The organism is Pseudomonas fluorescens (genome assembly GCF_902497875.1).
In the GTDB taxonomy this organism is placed as follows: domain Bacteria; phylum Pseudomonadota; class Gammaproteobacteria; order Pseudomonadales; family Pseudomonadaceae; genus Aquipseudomonas; species Aquipseudomonas fluorescens_BR.
In genome coordinates, this window is sequence record NZ_CABVHY010000035.1 from 1 (window position 1) to 16,733 (window position 16,733).

General features: G+C 58.9%; 12 protein-coding genes. 7 read left to right on the forward strand and 5 right to left on the reverse strand.

The annotated features are described in order from the left end of the window. Positions 1-150: 150 nt before the first annotated feature. The 5 genes from F8N85_RS27730 to F8N85_RS27750 all read left to right on the forward strand — a co-directional run bounded on the left by F8N85_RS27730 (position 151) and on the right by F8N85_RS27750 (position 7,045). On the forward strand, positions 151-1,092 hold the full coding sequence (locus tag F8N85_RS27730; protein WP_150806687.1) for a rhodanese-related sulfurtransferase: 942 nt from the start codon (positions 151-153) through the stop codon (positions 1,090-1,092). 36 nt (positions 1,093-1,128) lie between these two features. Further along, positions 1,129-1,731 (forward strand): DsbA family protein, encoded by a 603-nt coding sequence (locus F8N85_RS27735; protein WP_191636281.1) that lies wholly within the window; start codon positions 1,129-1,131, stop codon positions 1,729-1,731. Then, positions 1,724-3,550, forward strand: coding sequence for an ABC transporter ATP-binding protein (locus tag F8N85_RS27740; protein WP_150806689.1), 1,827 nt, complete (start codon positions 1,724-1,726; stop codon positions 3,548-3,550). The genes F8N85_RS27735 and F8N85_RS27740 overlap by 8 nt, the downstream gene beginning before the upstream one ends. A 196-nt stretch (positions 3,551-3,746) precedes the next feature. Further along, positions 3,747-6,206 carry an EAL domain-containing protein gene (locus F8N85_RS27745; RefSeq protein ID WP_150806690.1) on the forward strand — a complete coding sequence of 820 codons (2,460 nt, stop codon included), beginning with the start codon at positions 3,747-3,749 and terminating at the stop codon, positions 6,204-6,206. 77 nt (positions 6,207-6,283) lie between these two features. Continuing rightward, positions 6,284-7,045 carry a TenA family transcriptional regulator gene (locus F8N85_RS27750; RefSeq protein WP_412072516.1) on the forward strand — a complete coding sequence of 254 codons (762 nt, stop codon included), beginning with the start codon at positions 6,284-6,286 and terminating at the stop codon, positions 7,043-7,045. A 118-nt stretch (positions 7,046-7,163) separates the two neighbouring features. Here the strand turns inward: F8N85_RS27750 and F8N85_RS27755 are convergent, their stop codons facing one another. The 5 genes from F8N85_RS27755 to F8N85_RS27775 all read right to left on the reverse strand — a co-directional run bounded on the left by F8N85_RS27755 (position 7,164) and on the right by F8N85_RS27775 (position 12,111). Next, positions 7,164-8,090: a GGDEF domain-containing protein gene (locus tag F8N85_RS27755; RefSeq protein ID WP_150806692.1), complete on the reverse strand. Its 927-nt coding sequence runs from the start codon at positions 8,088-8,090 to the stop codon at positions 7,164-7,166. Positions 8,091-8,455: 365 nt separating this feature from the next. After that, entirely contained in the window at positions 8,456-9,196 is a 741-nt protein-coding gene (locus F8N85_RS27760; protein WP_150806693.1) for a YciK family oxidoreductase, read from the reverse strand. A gap of 143 nt (positions 9,197-9,339) precedes the next feature. Further along, positions 9,340-10,011: an N-acetylmuramic acid 6-phosphate phosphatase MupP gene (mupP, locus tag F8N85_RS27765; protein WP_150806694.1), complete on the reverse strand. Its 672-nt coding sequence runs from the start codon at positions 10,009-10,011 to the stop codon at positions 9,340-9,342. 4 nt (positions 10,012-10,015) lie between these two features. Continuing rightward, on the reverse strand, positions 10,016-10,714 hold the full coding sequence (gene ubiG, locus F8N85_RS27770) for a bifunctional 2-polyprenyl-6-hydroxyphenol methylase/3-demethylubiquinol 3-O-methyltransferase UbiG (RefSeq protein ID WP_150806695.1): 699 nt from the start codon (positions 10,712-10,714) through the stop codon (positions 10,016-10,018). Positions 10,715-10,779: 65 nt separating this feature from the next. Then, positions 10,780-12,111, reverse strand: a complete 1,332-nt coding sequence (locus F8N85_RS27775) for a TRZ/ATZ family hydrolase (RefSeq protein WP_150806696.1) — start codon at positions 12,109-12,111, stop codon at positions 10,780-10,782. A gap of 108 nt (positions 12,112-12,219) precedes the next feature. Here F8N85_RS27775 and mtnA point away from each other — a divergent pair, with 108 nt between their 5' ends. Beyond that, positions 12,220-13,296, forward strand: a complete 1,077-nt coding sequence (gene mtnA / locus F8N85_RS27780; protein ID WP_150806697.1) for an S-methyl-5-thioribose-1-phosphate isomerase — start codon at positions 12,220-12,222, stop codon at positions 13,294-13,296. 566 nt (positions 13,297-13,862) lie between these two features. Continuing rightward, positions 13,863-16,529, forward strand: coding sequence for a DNA gyrase subunit A (gyrA, locus tag F8N85_RS27785; protein WP_150806698.1), 2,667 nt, complete (start codon positions 13,863-13,865; stop codon positions 16,527-16,529). Positions 16,530-16,733: the final 204 nt, after the last annotated feature.

The following is a 16,733-nucleotide window of genomic DNA, read 5'->3' on the forward strand; positions in this document are numbered from 1 at the left end:
GGAGCTGCCGCAGGCTGCGATCTTGACGATCTACAGCCAACCGCAGCTGTTTTTGCTAGAATCCGCAACGCGCCACTAACTCAAGTTAGCCGGCGCGTTTTTTTTGCATCCGGTTCACCCTTTACGAGGGTAGCCACCTGGAGATCACCCATGACACAAAACATTGTCGTGGCGGCACTGTATAAGTTCGTCACCCTTGAAGATTACGTAGCCCTGCGCGAGCCACTGCTGCAGGCGATGGTCGATAACGGCGTCAAAGGCACGTTGTTGATCGCTGAAGAAGGCATCAACGGCACCGTTTCCGGCAGCCGCGAAGGCATCGACGGGCTGATGGCCTGGTTGAAGAACGATCCGCGCATGGACGACATCGACCACAAAGAGTCGTACTGCGAAGATCAGCCGTTCTATCGGACCAAGGTCAAGCTCAAGAAAGAAATCGTCACCCTCGGCGTTGACGGTGTCGACCCGAACAAGCAGGTCGGCACCTATGTCGATCCGCAGAACTGGAACGCGCTGATCAGCGATCCGGAAGTATTGTTGATCGACACCCGTAACGATTATGAAGTCTCGATCGGCACCTTCGAAGGCGCCATCGACCCGAAAACCACCAGCTTTCGCGAATTTCCGGACTACATCAAAGCCAACTTCGATCCGGCCAGACACAAGAAAGTCGCGATGTTCTGCACCGGCGGCATCCGCTGCGAGAAGGCTTCGAGCTACATGCTCAGCCAGGGCTTCGACGAGGTGTATCACCTCAAGGGCGGCATTCTGAAGTACCTCGAAGAGGTGCCGCAGGAAGATAGCCAATGGCGCGGCGACTGCTTCGTCTTCGATAACCGGGTCACCGTGCGCCACGACCTCAGCGAAGGAGACTACGATCAATGTCATGCCTGTCGTACACCAATCAGCGTCGAAGATCGCACCTCCGAGCACTATGTGGCCGGCATCAGTTGCCCGCATTGCTGGGATAAACTGAGCGAGAAAACCCGACGCAGTGCCATCGACCGGCAGAAGCAGATCGAGTTGGCGAAAGCCCGCAACCAGCCACATCCGATTGGTTTCAACTACCGCCAGTCCAACACCGAGGCCTGAGTCATGTCCGCACGCTTGCTCTATGTAATGGACCCGATGTGTTCCTGGTGCTGGGGCTTTGCTCCGGTGGCCGAGGCCCTGGCAGAGCAGGCGCGAGCGGCAGGTATCGAGTTGCATCTTGTGGTGGGCGGCTTGAGGACCGGCAGCGGTGCCGCGCTGGAGCCAACTACGCGGCGCTACATCCTTGAGCATTGGCAAGCGGTCACCGAGTCCACTGGCCAACCGTTCAAAACCGAGGGGGCCTTGCCCGACGGTTTTGTCTATGACACCGAGCCGGCTTGCCGGGCACTGGTGACGGCGCGCAGCCTGGCGCCGGACTGTGCCTGGAAACTGCTCAAGCTGATTCAACAGGCCTTTTATGTCGAAGGTCGCGACGTCACCCATGCCAGTGTGCTGGTGGAGTTGGCCGAGGCGGCAGGCTTGCCGCGAATCGAGTTCGCGGCGGCCTTCGACCGCGCCGACCAGCATGCGGCCACAGCCGCGGATTTCACCTGGGTACAGGATCTGGGTATCGCCGGTTTCCCGACCCTGCTCGCCGAGCGCAACGGCCAATTGGCCCTGCTGACCAATGGTTATCAACCGCTCAAGGAACTGTCGCCGTTGCTCGGCCGCTGGCTGGAGCGTGCCGCCTGTGCATGATCAGCCCGACGGCGTGGAGCCACCCAAGCGGGCCGATCGGCTGACCTGGGCGGAAATCCGTCGTTTGGCGTTACACCATAAAAAAGCCCTGTGGATTGCCAATGGTGTCGCGGTCCTGGCGACCTTGTGCAGTGTGCCGATTCCCTTGCTCTTGCCATTGCTGGTGGACGAAGTGCTGCTGGGACATGGCGATGCTGCACTGAAGATCATGAACCACGCATTGCCCGACGCCTGGCAAAGCGCCGCCGGCTACATTGGCTTGATGCTGCTGATTACCCTGACGCTGCGCTGTGGCGCGTTGCTGTTCAACGTGCTGCAGGCGCGCTTGTTCGCCAGGTTGGCCAAAGACATCGTCTATCGGATTCGCGTCCGGCTGATCGAACGTCTCAAACGCATCTCTCTGAGTGAGTACGAAAGCCTGGGCAGCGGCACGGTGACCACCCACTTGGTCACCGACCTGGACACCGTCGATAAGTTTGTCGGCGAAACCCTCAGCCGTTTCCTGGTGGCCACGCTGACGCTGATCGGCACCGCCGGCATCCTGGTCTGGATGCACTGGCAACTGGCGCTGTTGATTCTGCTGTTCAACCCCCTGGTGATCTATGCCACGGTACAACTGGGCAAACGCGTCAAACACCTGAAAAAACTCGAGAACGACAGCACGTCCCGATTTACCCAGGCACTCACCGAAACCCTCGACGCGATCCAGGAAGTCCGTGCCGGTAACCGCCAGGGCTTTTTCCTCGGACGGTTAGGGTTGCGGGCGCAGGAAGTGCGCAATTTTGCAGTGAACTCACAATGGAAGAGCGATGCCTCCAGCCGGGCCAGCGGTTTGCTGTTCCAGTTCGGGATCGACATCTTCCGCGCGGCGGCCATGCTCACCGTGCTGTTCTCGGACTTGTCGATTGGCCAGATGCTGGCGGTGTTCAGCTACCTGTGGTTCATGATCGGCCCGGTCGAGCAGCTGCTCAATCTGCAATACGCCTATTACGCAGCCGGCGGAGCGCTGACCCGGATCAACGAGTTGCTGTCGCGTGCCGACGAGCCGCAATACCCCGGAGGCGTCGACCCGTTCCAGGGGCGCGAGACGGTCGGTATCGAAGTTCGCGGGTTGAGCTTCGGTTACGGCGACGAGCTGGTGCTGGACCAGATGGACCTGTCCATCGCGCCCGGCGAAAAAGTCGCGATAGTCGGGGCCAGCGGCGGTGGCAAAAGCACGCTGGTACAACTGCTTCTGGGGCTCTACACGCCACAGGCAGGGAGCATCCGCTTTGGCGGTTCGACCCAGCAGGAGATCGGCCTGGACACCGTGCGTGAAAACGTAGCGGTGGTTCTGCAGCATCCGGCGCTGTTCAACGATACGGTGCGGGCCAACTTGACCATGGGCCGCACACGCAGTGACGAGGCCTGCTGGCAGGCACTGGAAATCGCGCAACTGGACGCCACGGTCAAAGCCTTGCCCCAGGGGCTGGACAGCATTGTCGGGCGCTCCGGGGTGCGTTTATCGGGTGGGCAGCGTCAACGTCTGGCCATTGCGCGAATGGTCCTCGCCGAACCCAAGGTAGTGATACTCGACGAGGCAACCTCGGCGCTGGACGCTGCGACCGAATACAACCTGCACCAGGCACTGGCGCGTTTTCTGAACGGTCGGACTACGCTGATCATTGCCCACCGCTTGTCCGCGGTGAAACAGGCCGATCGAGTGTTGGTGTTCGATGGTGGGCAGATAGCCGAAGACGGTGACCATCAGCAACTGATTGCCGACGGCGGCCTCTACGCCAAGCTTTACGGGCATTTGCAGCAAGTGCAGCGCCCTTGAATTTTGTTTGCTTTTCTGTGCTTAGTGCTTGAACTCACAGGGGAAACGGTGCACTGCTGACACTCAAGTTCATGTCTGACTAAATCTAACAACCGCTTATCCAACAGTTCGAACTGTCGAAAATTAGCCTAGTCTGAGCTGTCAGGAGCAAAAAAATTCGGGTGTTCATCTGACCAGTGCTTATGCAAGGGACGACATGAAGCAGAAAAGGACTCTCGGAACGCCACGGTTATTGGGCATTGTCTGGCCATTTATTGCCGTTGTGCTGTTTCAGGCATTGCTCGGCGGGGTCAGCCTGTACGTGCTGTCGGCGGTGCGCGGCTATGTGGCAGGGGAAAGTCTGTGGTCCAAGGGCCAGAAAGACGCTATCTACTACCTCAACCTCTACGCCGACAGTCGCGACGAAACGACTTTCCTCAAATACCAGAATGCCATGGCCGTGCCGCAGGGCGGCCATGAGCTGCGTGTCGCCCTCGATCGTGAGCCACCGGATCTTGAAGCTGCCCGTCTGGCGATCCTCAAGGGGGGTAACCATCCGGAGGACGTCTCCAGCCTGATCTGGTTGTACCTGAATTTTCGTCACTTCAGTTACCTGGAAAAAGCCATCGATCTGTGGACCGTGGGTGATAGTCACCTGGTGCAACTGGAGAGGGTCGCCAAGGAGATGCATCAGGGCATTGCCGGTAATCTGGCCACAGGCAGCGATGTGCAAGGCTGGAAAGACGGGATTTTTGCCATCAATGAAAGCGTGACGCCTGCCGCCAAGGCCTTTAGTGATGCATTGGGCGAAGGCTCGCGGGTCATTTTAAGGTTGCTGCTGATTACCAACCTGGCCACTGCGCTGGTACTGATCGCCCTGGCATTGCTGCGCACCCACAAGCTGCTGACCCAACGCCATGCATTTGCCGACGCCTTGCAGCTGGAAAAAGAGCGGGCGCAAATCACTCTGCAATCCATTGGCGATGGCGTCATCACCACCAATGTCGAGGGCGCGATCGCCTATATGAACCCGGCGGCGGAAGAGCTGACGCACTGGAAAGCCGAGCAGGCCAATGGCCTGCCGTTGGCGGCGTTGTTCAATCTGTTGGATGAAAACGCACAGGCTGACGGTTTTACCCTCATCGAGCGGATTCTCAGTGGTCAACTCAGTAGCGCCAGTGAGCATTCGAAACTGATTCAACGGCTGGATGGCAGTACGGTCTCGGTCACCCTGGTGGGGGCGCCGATCCGCAACGCCGGCAAGGTCAGTGGCGCAGTACTGGTGTTGCACGACATGACTCAGGAGCGGCAGTACATTGCCAATCTTTCATGGCAGGCGACTCATGATGCGCTGACCGGGCTGGCCAATCGTCGCGAGTTCGAGTATCGCCTCGAACAGGCGTTGCACAATTTGACCCGTCAATCGGGCCGTCACTCCTTGATGTTTCTCGATCTGGATCAGTTCAAGCTGGTCAACGACACCTGCGGGCATGCTGCCGGTGATGAGTTGCTTCGGCATATCTGCGTCTTGTTGCAATCGGGCTTGCGCGAAGGCGACACCCTGGCTCGTTTGGGGGGCGACGAGTTTGGCATTCTGCTTGAAAACTGCCCGCCGGAAGCCGCGGAGAAAATCGCTGAAGTCTTGCGTCAAATCGTGCAGAACCTCCACTTCGTATGGAAAGGCCGGCCTTTCGTGACCACCGTCAGTATCGGTCTGGTTCACGTCGCGCAAATCCCCACCAGCCTGGAAGCATCGTTGCGAGCCGCCGACATGGCCTGTTACATGGCCAAGGAGAAGGGGCGTAATCGGGTCCAGGTCTATCATGCCGACGATTCAGAGCTGTCCCTGCGTTTTGGTGAGATGGCCTGGGTACAGCGCCTGCATATGGCGCTCGAGGAAAACCGCTTCTGTTTGTATTCCCAGGAAATCGCTGCCCTGGGTCAGGCCGAGCGTGGGGGCGGGCATATCGAAATACTGCTGCGCCTGCATGATGAATCAGGGCGGATGATTCTGCCCAACAGTTTTATTCCCGCCGCCGAGCGTTACGGGTTGATGACGTCGCTGGATCGCTGGGTGGTACAGAACGTATTCAAGATCATTGCCCAATGCATTGCCGAAGGGCGCGAAGGGCCAATGGCGATGTGTGCGATAAATCTGTCAGGTATAACTATCGGAGATGATGACTTTCTGGACTTCCTGCGTCAGCAGTTCATTTCCTACGCTATCCCTCCTGACATGATTTGTTTTGAAATCACAGAAACCAGTGCCATTTCAAATTTGGCGAGTGCAATAAGATTTATCAATGAGCTCAAAGGGTTGGGTTGCCATTTTTCGCTGGATGACTTCTGTGCCGGTATGTCCTCGTTCGCGTATCTGAAACATTTGCCTGTAGACTTCTTGAAGATCGATGGAAGTTTCGTAAAGGATATGCTGGACGACCCGATTAACCGCGCCATGGTCGAAGTGATCAATCACATCGGTCATGTCATGGGTAAGCGCACAATTGCCGAGTTTGTTGAAACCCCTCAGATTGAGCAGGCCTTGCTGGAAATCGGCGTGGATTATGCTCAAGGGTACATTATCGAGCGTCCGCAATTGTTTACCGGTGATAGCCTGCAGCGTCGACCCGCGCGGCCACAGCCCTTGTTATTCAAGGTGCCCGGCACGTTCCGTTGAAATCTCTGCCGATCAGTACAATCACCATCAAAAGGAGCTCGACAGTGATCGACACATTCAACAGAACCGGCCCGCTTATGGAAGCCGCAAGTTACCCAGTCTGGGCGCAGAAGCTGATCCAGGATTGCAGCGAGAGCAAACGCCGGGTGGTTGAGCATGAAGTGTATCAGCGCATGCGTGATAACCGGCTCGGCGCAAAAACCATGCGCCAGTACCTGATTGGTGGCTGGCCTGTTGTTGAACAGTTTGCCTTGTACATGGCGCAAAACCTGACCAAGACCCGCTTTGCTCGCCACCCCGGCGAAGACATGGCGCGGCGCTGGCTGATGCGTAACATTCGCGTAGAACTCAATCATGCCGATTACTGGGTGCACTGGAGTCGTGCGCACGGCATCAGCCTGGAAGATTTGCAGACGCAACAAGTCCCCCCGGAACTTCATGCCCTGAGCCATTGGTGCTGGCATACAAGTTCAGCGGATTCGCTGATCGTGGCGATTGCCGCGACCAACTATGCCATTGAGGGCGCGACCGGCGAATGGTCGGCACTGGTCTGCTCCAACGGCATCTATGCGGCGGCTTTTCCGGAGGAAGACCGTAAACGGGCGATGAAATGGTTGAAAATGCATGCCCAGTACGATGATGCCCATCCCTGGGAAGCGCTGGAAATCATCTGCACGCTGGCGGGTATGAATCCAAGCCAATCGCTGCAGACCGAATTGCGTCAGGCGGTTTGCAAGAGTTACGACTACATGTTCCTGTTCCTGGAGCGGTGCATACAAATGGAGCACTCGGAAAAGCTCTCGGTAACCCGTGGGCACATGGCAATGGCGCAGAGCTGACAGCAACAAGATCGCAGGCTGACGGACACCCGCAATGTAGCGGGTGTCCGCGATTCCCTGTGGGAGCTGGGCAGTCCAGATCCCACAGGCCGCGCAAACCCTGTAGATACCTTGACTTTCAGCCCGCCATCGCCAGTTGATTGCGACCTTGGCGTTTTGCCACGTACAACGCACTGTCAGCACGGCGCAGCAGGCTTTCGGCAGATTCTGCGGGCAACAACGTGGAGCAACCGAGGCTTACCGTCAGTTCGACAAGCGCATCATCCGCCCAATAATCCTGAGCCTGTGCCGCATGGCGCAGGCGTTCGCCAACCAGCGCCGCGGGTTCTCGGCCAGTGTTGGAGAGCAGGATCAGAAACTCCTCGCCACCGAATCGAAACACCATATCGACATTGCGCAACTGGCCCTTGATCGAGGCCGCTACAGCCTTGAGCACCTGGTCGCCGGCAGTGTGGCCGTGGTTGTCGTTAATTTTCTTGAAGTGGTCGATATCCAGCATCAACAGCGATAGCGGCTGCAGGTGTCGGCGGGACATATCAATTTCCCGTTGCAGCGTCTGATCCATGGCGATGCGGTTGCCAGTGTCTGTCAATGGATCGCGCAGCGCACTTTGAGTCGCTGCCCGGTACAGCAAGGCATTACGCACCGGGTAGAGCAAGGCGCAGAGCAGAGATTCCAGGTGGCCCAGCTCCTGTTCGCTAAAGCGTTGATTGCGCCGAAATACCAGTTCGCCCAAGTGTTCGCCTTCGTGGCTGAGGCTGTAGCTCACGCTGTGGTGCCCACCCTGGCCGAAAGCAATGCGTAAGTCGCTGGCCTGATGCTGGTAGGTCAAAGCATCCAGCGGCATAAGGCGCTGAGTTTCACGAAAGAACAATCTCAGGATGTGCAGTGGTTCGAGACTGGTTTGCAATTGCAGGCCCAGTTGCTGGCGAAGTTGCGCAAGGCTGACGGGACGCTGCAGGAGGGGGGACTGCTGACCAAAGCCCAGGCGTTGCAATTTGGCGCTATCGAAGTCAATTGCGTTGGTCTGGGTAGGTGATTTCATATGATGTGAGCCCCTAAGCACGTAATGCTGTCTTACAGGCTGGGTGAGAGCGGCTTCGGGCTGCGCGTCATGCTGATCCATCAGTCCCGTAGGACAAGTGGCCAGAGTTTAGTCTGCCTTACCGACCGGTATAAGCCCCGGCTCAGGCGAGTCCCGTTTCGCTAACACTCTGCGTGTCTGAGCAGTGTTAGAGCGAAATTCGTGCCATTCGGTTCAGTTAAATAAAAATCGTTTGAATTCAAGTCGTTGATTAACACTGGCGCACAGGTCTATGGGCGTTTCGGCATTTTTATGACAGCAAAGCTGGCCATATGACTTTATTGCATTCGCCGCGGCGGTATTCCGTCGCGGCGCTGGGGAGGGGGTTACTGTGCGTCGAAAGCCTGGCCGTTGATGCCGGTGCTGTCCGGGCCCATCAGGTACAGATAGACCGGCATGATTTCTTCAGGCGCTGGATTGATGTTCGGGTTTTCTCCCGGGTATGCCTGTGCGCGCATGCTGGTGCGGGTGGCACCAGGGTTGATGCTGTTGGCACGTACCGGGGCGACAGTGTCCAGTTCATCGGCCAGGGTTTGCATCAGGCCTTCGGTGGCAAATTTCGACACCCCGTAGGCGCCCCAATAGGCGCGGCCTTTGCGTCCGACACTGCTCGAAGTGAACACCACGGAGGCATCTTGCGACAGCTTGAGTAGCGGTAGCAGGGTGCTGGTCAGCATGAACATGGCGTTGACGTTGACGTGCATCACGCGCATGAAGTTCTCGCCGGACAGCTGCTCAATGGGTGTGCGCGGGCCAATGATTGAAGCGTTGTGCAGCAAACCATCGAGGTGCCCGAATTCGCTTTCGACCATCGCCGCCAGCTCGTCGTACTGATGGGGCAGCGCGGTTTCCAGGTTGAATGGAATGACCACTGGCTGTGGGTGGCCGGCCGCTTCTATTTCGTCGTAGACCTGGGTCAGATTGGCTTCGGTCTTGCCCAGCAGCAGCACGGTGGCGCCATGGGCGGCAAAGGTCTTCGCGGCAACAGCACCAATGCCGCGACCGGCACCGGTGACCAGGATGACCCGGTCTTTGAGCAATTCAGGGCGAGCGGAGTAATCAAACATAAAAAACCTCAACAGAATTCACAGAAGCCCCTTTGTGGGAGCGAGCTTGCTCGCGATGGACTTGAAGCTGACGCGTTTCGTCAGGATTCACGCGTTATCGTTAACGACCATCGCGAGCAGGCTCGCTCCCACAGGAAAGGCGATCAGCAACCACACAACGCGCTATCCAGAACCTTGCGCAACTCCAGCGGATGATCGACCACCACATCCGCCCCCCAATGCCTCGGGTTGTCGTCCGGATGAATATAGCCATAGGTCACGGCGGCGGTTTTGGTGCCGGCATCGCGGCCCGATTCGATATCCCGCAGGTCATCGCCGACGAACAGCACGCTGGCCGGATCGAGGTCGAGCATCTTGCAAGCGAGGATCAGCGGCTCGGGATCAGGCTTGCTGTTCTTCACATGATCCGGGCAAATCAGCAAGGCTGAGCGCTCGGCCAGCCCCAGTTGTTGCATGATCGGTTCAGCGAAACGCAGTGGCTTGTTGGTCACGACGCCCCAGATCAGGTTGGCCTTTTCGATGTCAGCCAGCAGCTCGGCCATGCCGTCGAACAGTTTGCTGTGGACGGCGCAGTCTTTCAGGTAGCGCTCCAGAAACTCCAGGCGCAGTTCTTCGAAGCCCGGTGATTCCGGGTCCATCGAGAAGGTCACTGCCACCATGGCCCGGGCGCCGCCGGAGATCTCGTCGCGGATATGCTTGTCGGCAATCGGCGCCAGGCCGCGATCGGCACGCATGCTCTGGCAGATGGCGATAAAGTCCGGTGCGGTGTCGAGCAGAGTGCCATCCATGTCAAAAAGAACCGCTCTGATGCGCATGGGCTTATTCCTCTCGCAGGGTCTGGATCATGTAGTTGACGTCGACGTCGGACGCCAGTTTGTAGTGCTTGGTCAGCGGGTTGTAGGTCAGGCCAATGATGTCCTTGACCGTCAGCCCGGCAGAGCGGCTCCAGGCACCGAGCTCGGAAGGGCGGATGAATTTCTTGAAATCGTGAGTGCCGCGGGGCAGCAGTTTCATGATGTATTCGGCGCCGACGATGGCGAACAGGAACGCCTTCGGATTGCGGTTGATGGTGGAGAAGAACACCTGGCCGCCGGGCTTGACCATACGGAAGCAGGCGCGGATTACCGAAGACGGGTCTGGCACGTGCTCGAGCATTTCCAGGCAGGTGATCACGTCGAATTGCTCAGGCATTTCCTCGGCCAGGCCTTCGGCGGTGATCTGCCGGTACTCGACGCTGACGCCGGATTCCAGTTGATGCAACTGCGCCACGGCCAGCGGCGCTTCACCCATGTCGATGCCCATGACGGTTGCGCCGCGCTGAGCCATGGCTTCGCTGAGGATGCCGCCGCCGCAACCGACGTCGAGAACCTTCTTGCCGGCCAGTTTTACCCGCTCGTCAATCCAGTTGACCCGTAGCGGGTTGATGTCGTGCAGCGGTTTGAATTCGCTTTCACGGTCCCACCAGCGATGGGCGAGGGCTTCGAATTTGGCGATTTCAGCGTGGTCGACGTTGCTCATGGGGTCATCCTCTAAAGCTGATAAATTCTGTGGTCAGCCTTGAGCCGTGGCTCAAGGTTTTCTGTCTATTGGCAGTGGCCGCTGATGCGTTCGCCCCAGGCTGTCGCGGTGGCGCAGAGCTGTTGTTCGTCCAGGCGGGTCAGGCGTCGGTCGTCGAGCAATTGCTTGCCGGCGACCCACAGGTGCTTCACGCAGTCGCGACCGCTGGCATAGATAAGCTGCGAGACCGGGTCGTACACCGGCTGTTGCGCCAGGCCGGAGAGATCAAAGGCCACCAGGTCGGCGGCCTTGCCGACTTCCAGTGAGCCAGTTTCGCTGTCCAGACCCAGCGCCCGGGCGCCATTGAGCGTTGCCATGCGCAAGGCGCGGTGGGCATCCAGGGCCGTTGCCGAGCCAGCGACGGCCTTGGCCAGCAGTGCCGCGGTGCGGGTTTCGCCGAGCAGGTCGAGGTCATTGTTACTGGCCGCCCCGTCGGTGCCGACCGCCACGTTGACCCCGGCCTGCCACAAACGCTCGACCGGGCAGAAGCCGCTGGCCAGTTTCAGGTTCGATTCCGGGCAATGAATCACGCTGCTGTTACTTTCTACCAGTAAAGCCAGGTCCTCATCGCAGATTTGCGTCATGTGCACGGCCTGGAAGCGCGGCCCGAGCAAGCCCAGGCGTCCCAGGCGGGCCATTGGCCGCTCGCCGCGCTGCTCGACGGATTGCTGCACTTCAAAGGCGGTTTCGTGAACGTGCATATGAATCGAGACGTCCAGTTCCTCGGCAAGCACCCGGATTTTCTCGAGGTTCTCGTCGCCGACGGTGTAGGGGGCATGGGGCCCCAGTGCGATCTTGATGCGCGGATGGTGCTTGAGATCGCTGAACAACGCGACTGCCTGGCGGATGGCTTCATCGGCATCGCTGGCGCCGGGAATCGGAAAGTCGAGAATCGGAATGGCAATTTGCGCGCGAATACCGCTGTTATGTACCCGTTCACTGGCAACTTTCGGGAAGAAATACATGTCCGAGAAGCAGGTGATGCCGCCTTTAAGCTGTTCGGCGATGGCCAGATCGGTGCCGTCGCGGACAAAGTCCTCATTAACCCACTTGGCCTCGGCCGGCCAGATATGCTGTTCCAGCCAGGTCATCAGCGGCAAGTCATCGGCGAGGCCGCGAAACAGCGTCATCGCCGCGTGCCCGTGAGCATTGATCAGGCCAGGGCTGAGCAGCATGCCCGGCAGTTCGCGGACTTCGCTGGCCTTGAGTTTCAAGGCCTCGGCGCGGGGGCCGATAAAGGCAATGCGCCCATCGCGGATGCCCAGGCCATGTTCTTTAAGGACCACACCGGCGGGTTCGACAGGCACCAACCAGGTCGGCAGCAATAATAAGTCGAGCGGGGCGGCGGTGTTCGGCATCTCGGGCGGTTTCCGGTGCTGTTATAAAGGATGGCGAAGTATACCCGAGCGTCTTCGCGGGGGGACCGCTATAATCGGCGGCTTTTGTTAGTGAGTATGGGGTGAGGCATGCGCGATCGACTGTTGGCTGCGGAGAAGGTGAAGGCCATCGATTGGCGGGACGGCGCCCTGTACCTGCTTGATCAGCGCATTTTGCCGTTCGAAGAAAGCTGGATTGCCTATACCACCGCCGCCGGCGTGGCCGAGGCCATTCGTTCGATGGTGGTGCGCGGTGCCCCGGCCATTGGCATCAGTGCGGCCTATGCGGTGGTGCTGGCGGCGCGCGCGCGCTTTGCCGCGGGCGGTGACTGGCAGGCCGCGCTGGAAGAGGACTTTGCCTTGCTCGCGGACTCGCGGCCGACGGCAGTCAATCTGTTCTGGGCGCTGAACCGCATGCGCGAGCGTCTTGAGCGCCTGAAAAATCACGCTCATCCGTTGGCGGTGCTTGAGGCCGAGGCCGTGGCGATTCATGAAAGTGATCGCGAAGCCAATCTGACCATGGCGCAGCTGGGTGTCGACCTGATCCGCAAGCATCAGGGCAATGCCCAGGCGATCCTCACCCATTGCAATACCGGCGCCCTGGCTACCGGCGGCTTCGGAACCGCGCTGGGGGTGATTCGTGGCGCCTGGCTGGAAGGTATGGTGGAGCGCGTCTACGCCGACGAAACCCGACCCTGGTTGCAGGGTTCTCGGCTGACCGCCTGGGAGCTGGCCAACGAAGGCATTCCCGTCACCCTGAACGCCGACTCCGCGGCCGCGCACATCATGAAAACCAAGGGTGTCACCTGGGTAATCGTTGGCGCCGACCGGATCACCGCCAATGGCGATGTGGCGAACAAGATCGGCACCTATCAGCTGGCGGTCTGCGCGATGCACCATGGCGTGCGTTTCATGGTGGTGGCGCCGAGTTCGACCATCGACATGAGCCTGGCCAGCGGTGACGACATTCCCATCGAAGAGCGGGCTGGCAGTGAACTGCTGGAAGTCGGCGGCAAGCGGGTAGGGGCTGATGTCGATGCATTCAACCCGGTGTTCGACGTCACCCCGGCAGACCTGATCGACGCAATCATTACTGAAAAAGGCATAGTCGAGCGGCCGGATACCGCGAAAATGGCGCAGTTGATGTGTCGTAAGCGCCTGCATTGATGGGCGGTGGCGGCTGTTAGATAGCTTTCGCGAGCAGGCTCGCTCCCACATGGGATTTGTGTGATGCCGCCTATTGCAGGCACGCCCCGATCAAATGTGGGAGCGGGCTTGCTCGCGATTGGCCCTGACAGTCAGCAAATATCCTTCTCCCTTACCAAAATCTTCACTGGATCGAGGGTGTGCCATAATTTACGGCACCCCACAGATCAAATAAATGTGGGAGCGAGCCTGCTCGCGATTGGCCCTCACAGGCAACAAACAACCCTCATCCTTGCCCCAAATCTTCATTCACTACGGCTCTAAGCTTCTCTCGTCCCCTATCAGGCTGTCACCGGTCAACTAACTATGCTCCATGCGCGTCTGGGGGATAGGTGCGTGGCGGCGATTGTGATAACATCCGGCGGTTTCCAGGGTTGCCCGATGTGGCTGCCTTTACTGCGCAGATCCATGGCATAACTCGTTGATTTGTCGTAAGTCGATGCACGGCACCCAGCCTGCAGCGACGAGCTTCGTTCGTCCCATATGGATGTGACGAGGTTTCACCAGAAAAAGGAATCAGGCTTCTCATGGGCGAACTGGCCAAAGAAATCATCCCGGTCAATATCGAAGACGAGATGAGGCAGTCCTACCTCGATTACGCAATGAGCGTAATTGTCGGGCGGGCACTGCCTGATGCGCGCGATGGCTTGAAGCCCGTGCACCGGCGCGTACTGTTCGCGATGAGCGAGCTGAGTAACGACTGGAACAAGCCGTATAAGAAATCCGCCCGTGTTGTCGGTGACGTGATCGGTAAGTATCACCCCCACGGTGATACAGCGGTCTACGACACCATCGTTCGTATGGCCCAGCCTTTTTCCCTGCGCTACCTGCTGGTAGACGGCCAGGGCAACTTCGGTTCGGTCGACGGCGACAACGCCGCGGCCATGCGATACACCGAAGTGCGCATGAGCAAGCTGGCGCACGAGCTGCTGGCCGACCTGCACAAAGAAACCGTGGACTGGGTGCCGAACTACGACGGCACCGAAATGATCCCGGCGGTCATGCCGACCCGGATCCCCAACCTGCTGGTCAACGGTTCCAGCGGTATTGCCGTGGGCATGGCGACCAACATTCCGCCACACAACCTCGGTGAAGTCATCGACGGTTGCCTGGCACTCATCGAAAATCCCGAGCTGACCATCGATGAGCTGATGCAATTCATCCCCGGTCCGGACTTCCCGACGGCGGCGATCATCAACGGTCGCGCCGGTATCATCGAAGCCTACCGCACCGGTCGCGGGCGCATTTACATGCGTGCCCGCTCGATCATCGAAGACATCGACAAGGTCGGTGGTCGTCAGCAGATCGTCATCACCGAACTGCCTTACCAGCTGAACAAGGCGCGGCTGATCGAGAAGATCGCCGAGCTGGTCAAAGAGAAGAAGCTCGAAGGCATCACCGAACTGCGCGACGAGTCTGACAAAGACGGTATGCGGGTAGTGATCGAGCTGCGTCGTGGCGAGGTGCCGGAGGTGATCCTCAACAACCTCTACGCCCAGACCCAGCTGCAAGCGGTATTCGGCATCAACATCGTCGCGCTGATCGACGGTCGTCCGCGGATCCTCAACCTCAAGGACCTGCTGGAAGCCTTCGTGCGTCACCGTCGCGAAGTCGTGACCCGGCGTACCGTGTTCGAACTGCGCAAAGCCCGCGAGCGTGGTCACATCCTCGAAGGTCAGGCCGTTGCACTGTCGAACATCGACCCGGTCATCGCCCTGATCAAGGCCTCGCCAACGCCGTCGGAAGCCAAGGAAGCGCTGATCAGCACACCTTGGGAGTCCAGCGCGGTAGTAGCGATGGTCGAACGCGCCGGTGCCGATTCCTGCCGTCCGGACAACCTCGACCCGCAGTACGGACTGCGTGAGGGCAAGTACTTCCTCTCGCCAGAACAGGCGCAAGCCATTCTGGAGCTGCGTCTGCATCGTCTGACCGGCCTGGAACACGAAAAGCTGCTGGCCGAATACCAGGAAATCCTCAACCAGATCGGTGAGCTGATCCGCATCCTCAACAGCGCTACGCGCCTGATGGAAGTGATTCGCGAGGAACTGGAAGTCATTCGTGCCGAATACGGCGATGTGCGTCGCACCGAGATCCTCGATGCCCGTCTCGACCTGACCCTGGGTGACATGATCCCGGAAGAAGAGCGCGTCGTGACCATCTCCCACAGTGGCTACGCCAAGACCCAGCCATTGGCTGCGTACCAGGCTCAACGTCGTGGCGGTAAAGGCAAATCGGCTACCGGCGTCAAGGATGAGGACTACATCGCTCACCTGCTGGTCGCCAACAGTCACACCACGCTGTTGCTGTTCTCCAGCAAGGGCAAGGTCTACTGGCTGAAAACCTACGAAATTCCGGAAGCGTCCCGCGCTGCCCGTGGTCGTCCGTTGGTCAACCTGCTGCCGCTGGGTGAGGGTGAATACATCACCACCATGTTGCCGGTCGACGAGTACACCGAAGGTCACTACATCTTCATGGCCACCGCTGACGGTACCGTGAAGAAAACGCCACTGGAGCAATTCAGTCGTCAACGCAGCGTCGGTCTGATCGCGCTGGAGCTGGACGAAGGCGACGTGCTGATTTCCGCGGCCATCACCGATGGCGAGCGTGAAGTCATGCTGTTCTCCGACGGCGGTAAGGTCACCCGCTTCAAAGAGTCCGACGTTCGCGCCATGGGGCGTACCGCTCGCGGTGTGCGTGGCATGCGTCTGCCGGAAGGCCAGAAGCTGATTTCCATGCTGATCCCGGAAGAAGGCAGCCAGATCCTCACCGCTTCGGCGCGTGGTTACGGCAAGCGCACGGCGATCACTGAGTTCCCTGAGTACAAACGTGGCGGTCAGGGCGTTATCGCCATGGTCAGCAACGATCGCAACGGCCGTCTGGTCGGTGCGGTCCAGGTGCTCGACGGCGAGGAAATCATGCTGATTTCCGACCAGGGCACACTGGTTCGTACCCGTGTCGACGAAGTATCGAGCCTGGGCCGCAACACTCAGGGCGTGACCCTGATCAAGCTGGCCAGCGACGAAACATTGGTCGGCCTGGAGCGGGTTCAGGAGCCGTCCGAAGTCGAAGGCGAAGAGCTGGAAGGCGAGGAAGGTGAAGAAGGCGCTGAGTTTGAAGGCGGTGTAGTCATCGATGATGTTGTTGAAGACCAGCAACTCGATGCTGCGGCCGACGACGCCGAACCGCAGGAGTAAACGGATACGCAAGGGGGGCGGATGAAAATTCTCCCCCTTGTTATTTGTCCGGTATGTTTGCCCGGTATGAATGTAGGAGCTGCGGAGCGAAGCGAGGCTGCGATCTCTTGATCTTGCTCTTTGCTTTGTCAGGGGCTGAACGAAAAGATCGCAGCCTCGCTTCGCTCGGCAGCTCCTACGGATTTATTGCGTGATCCCACCAAA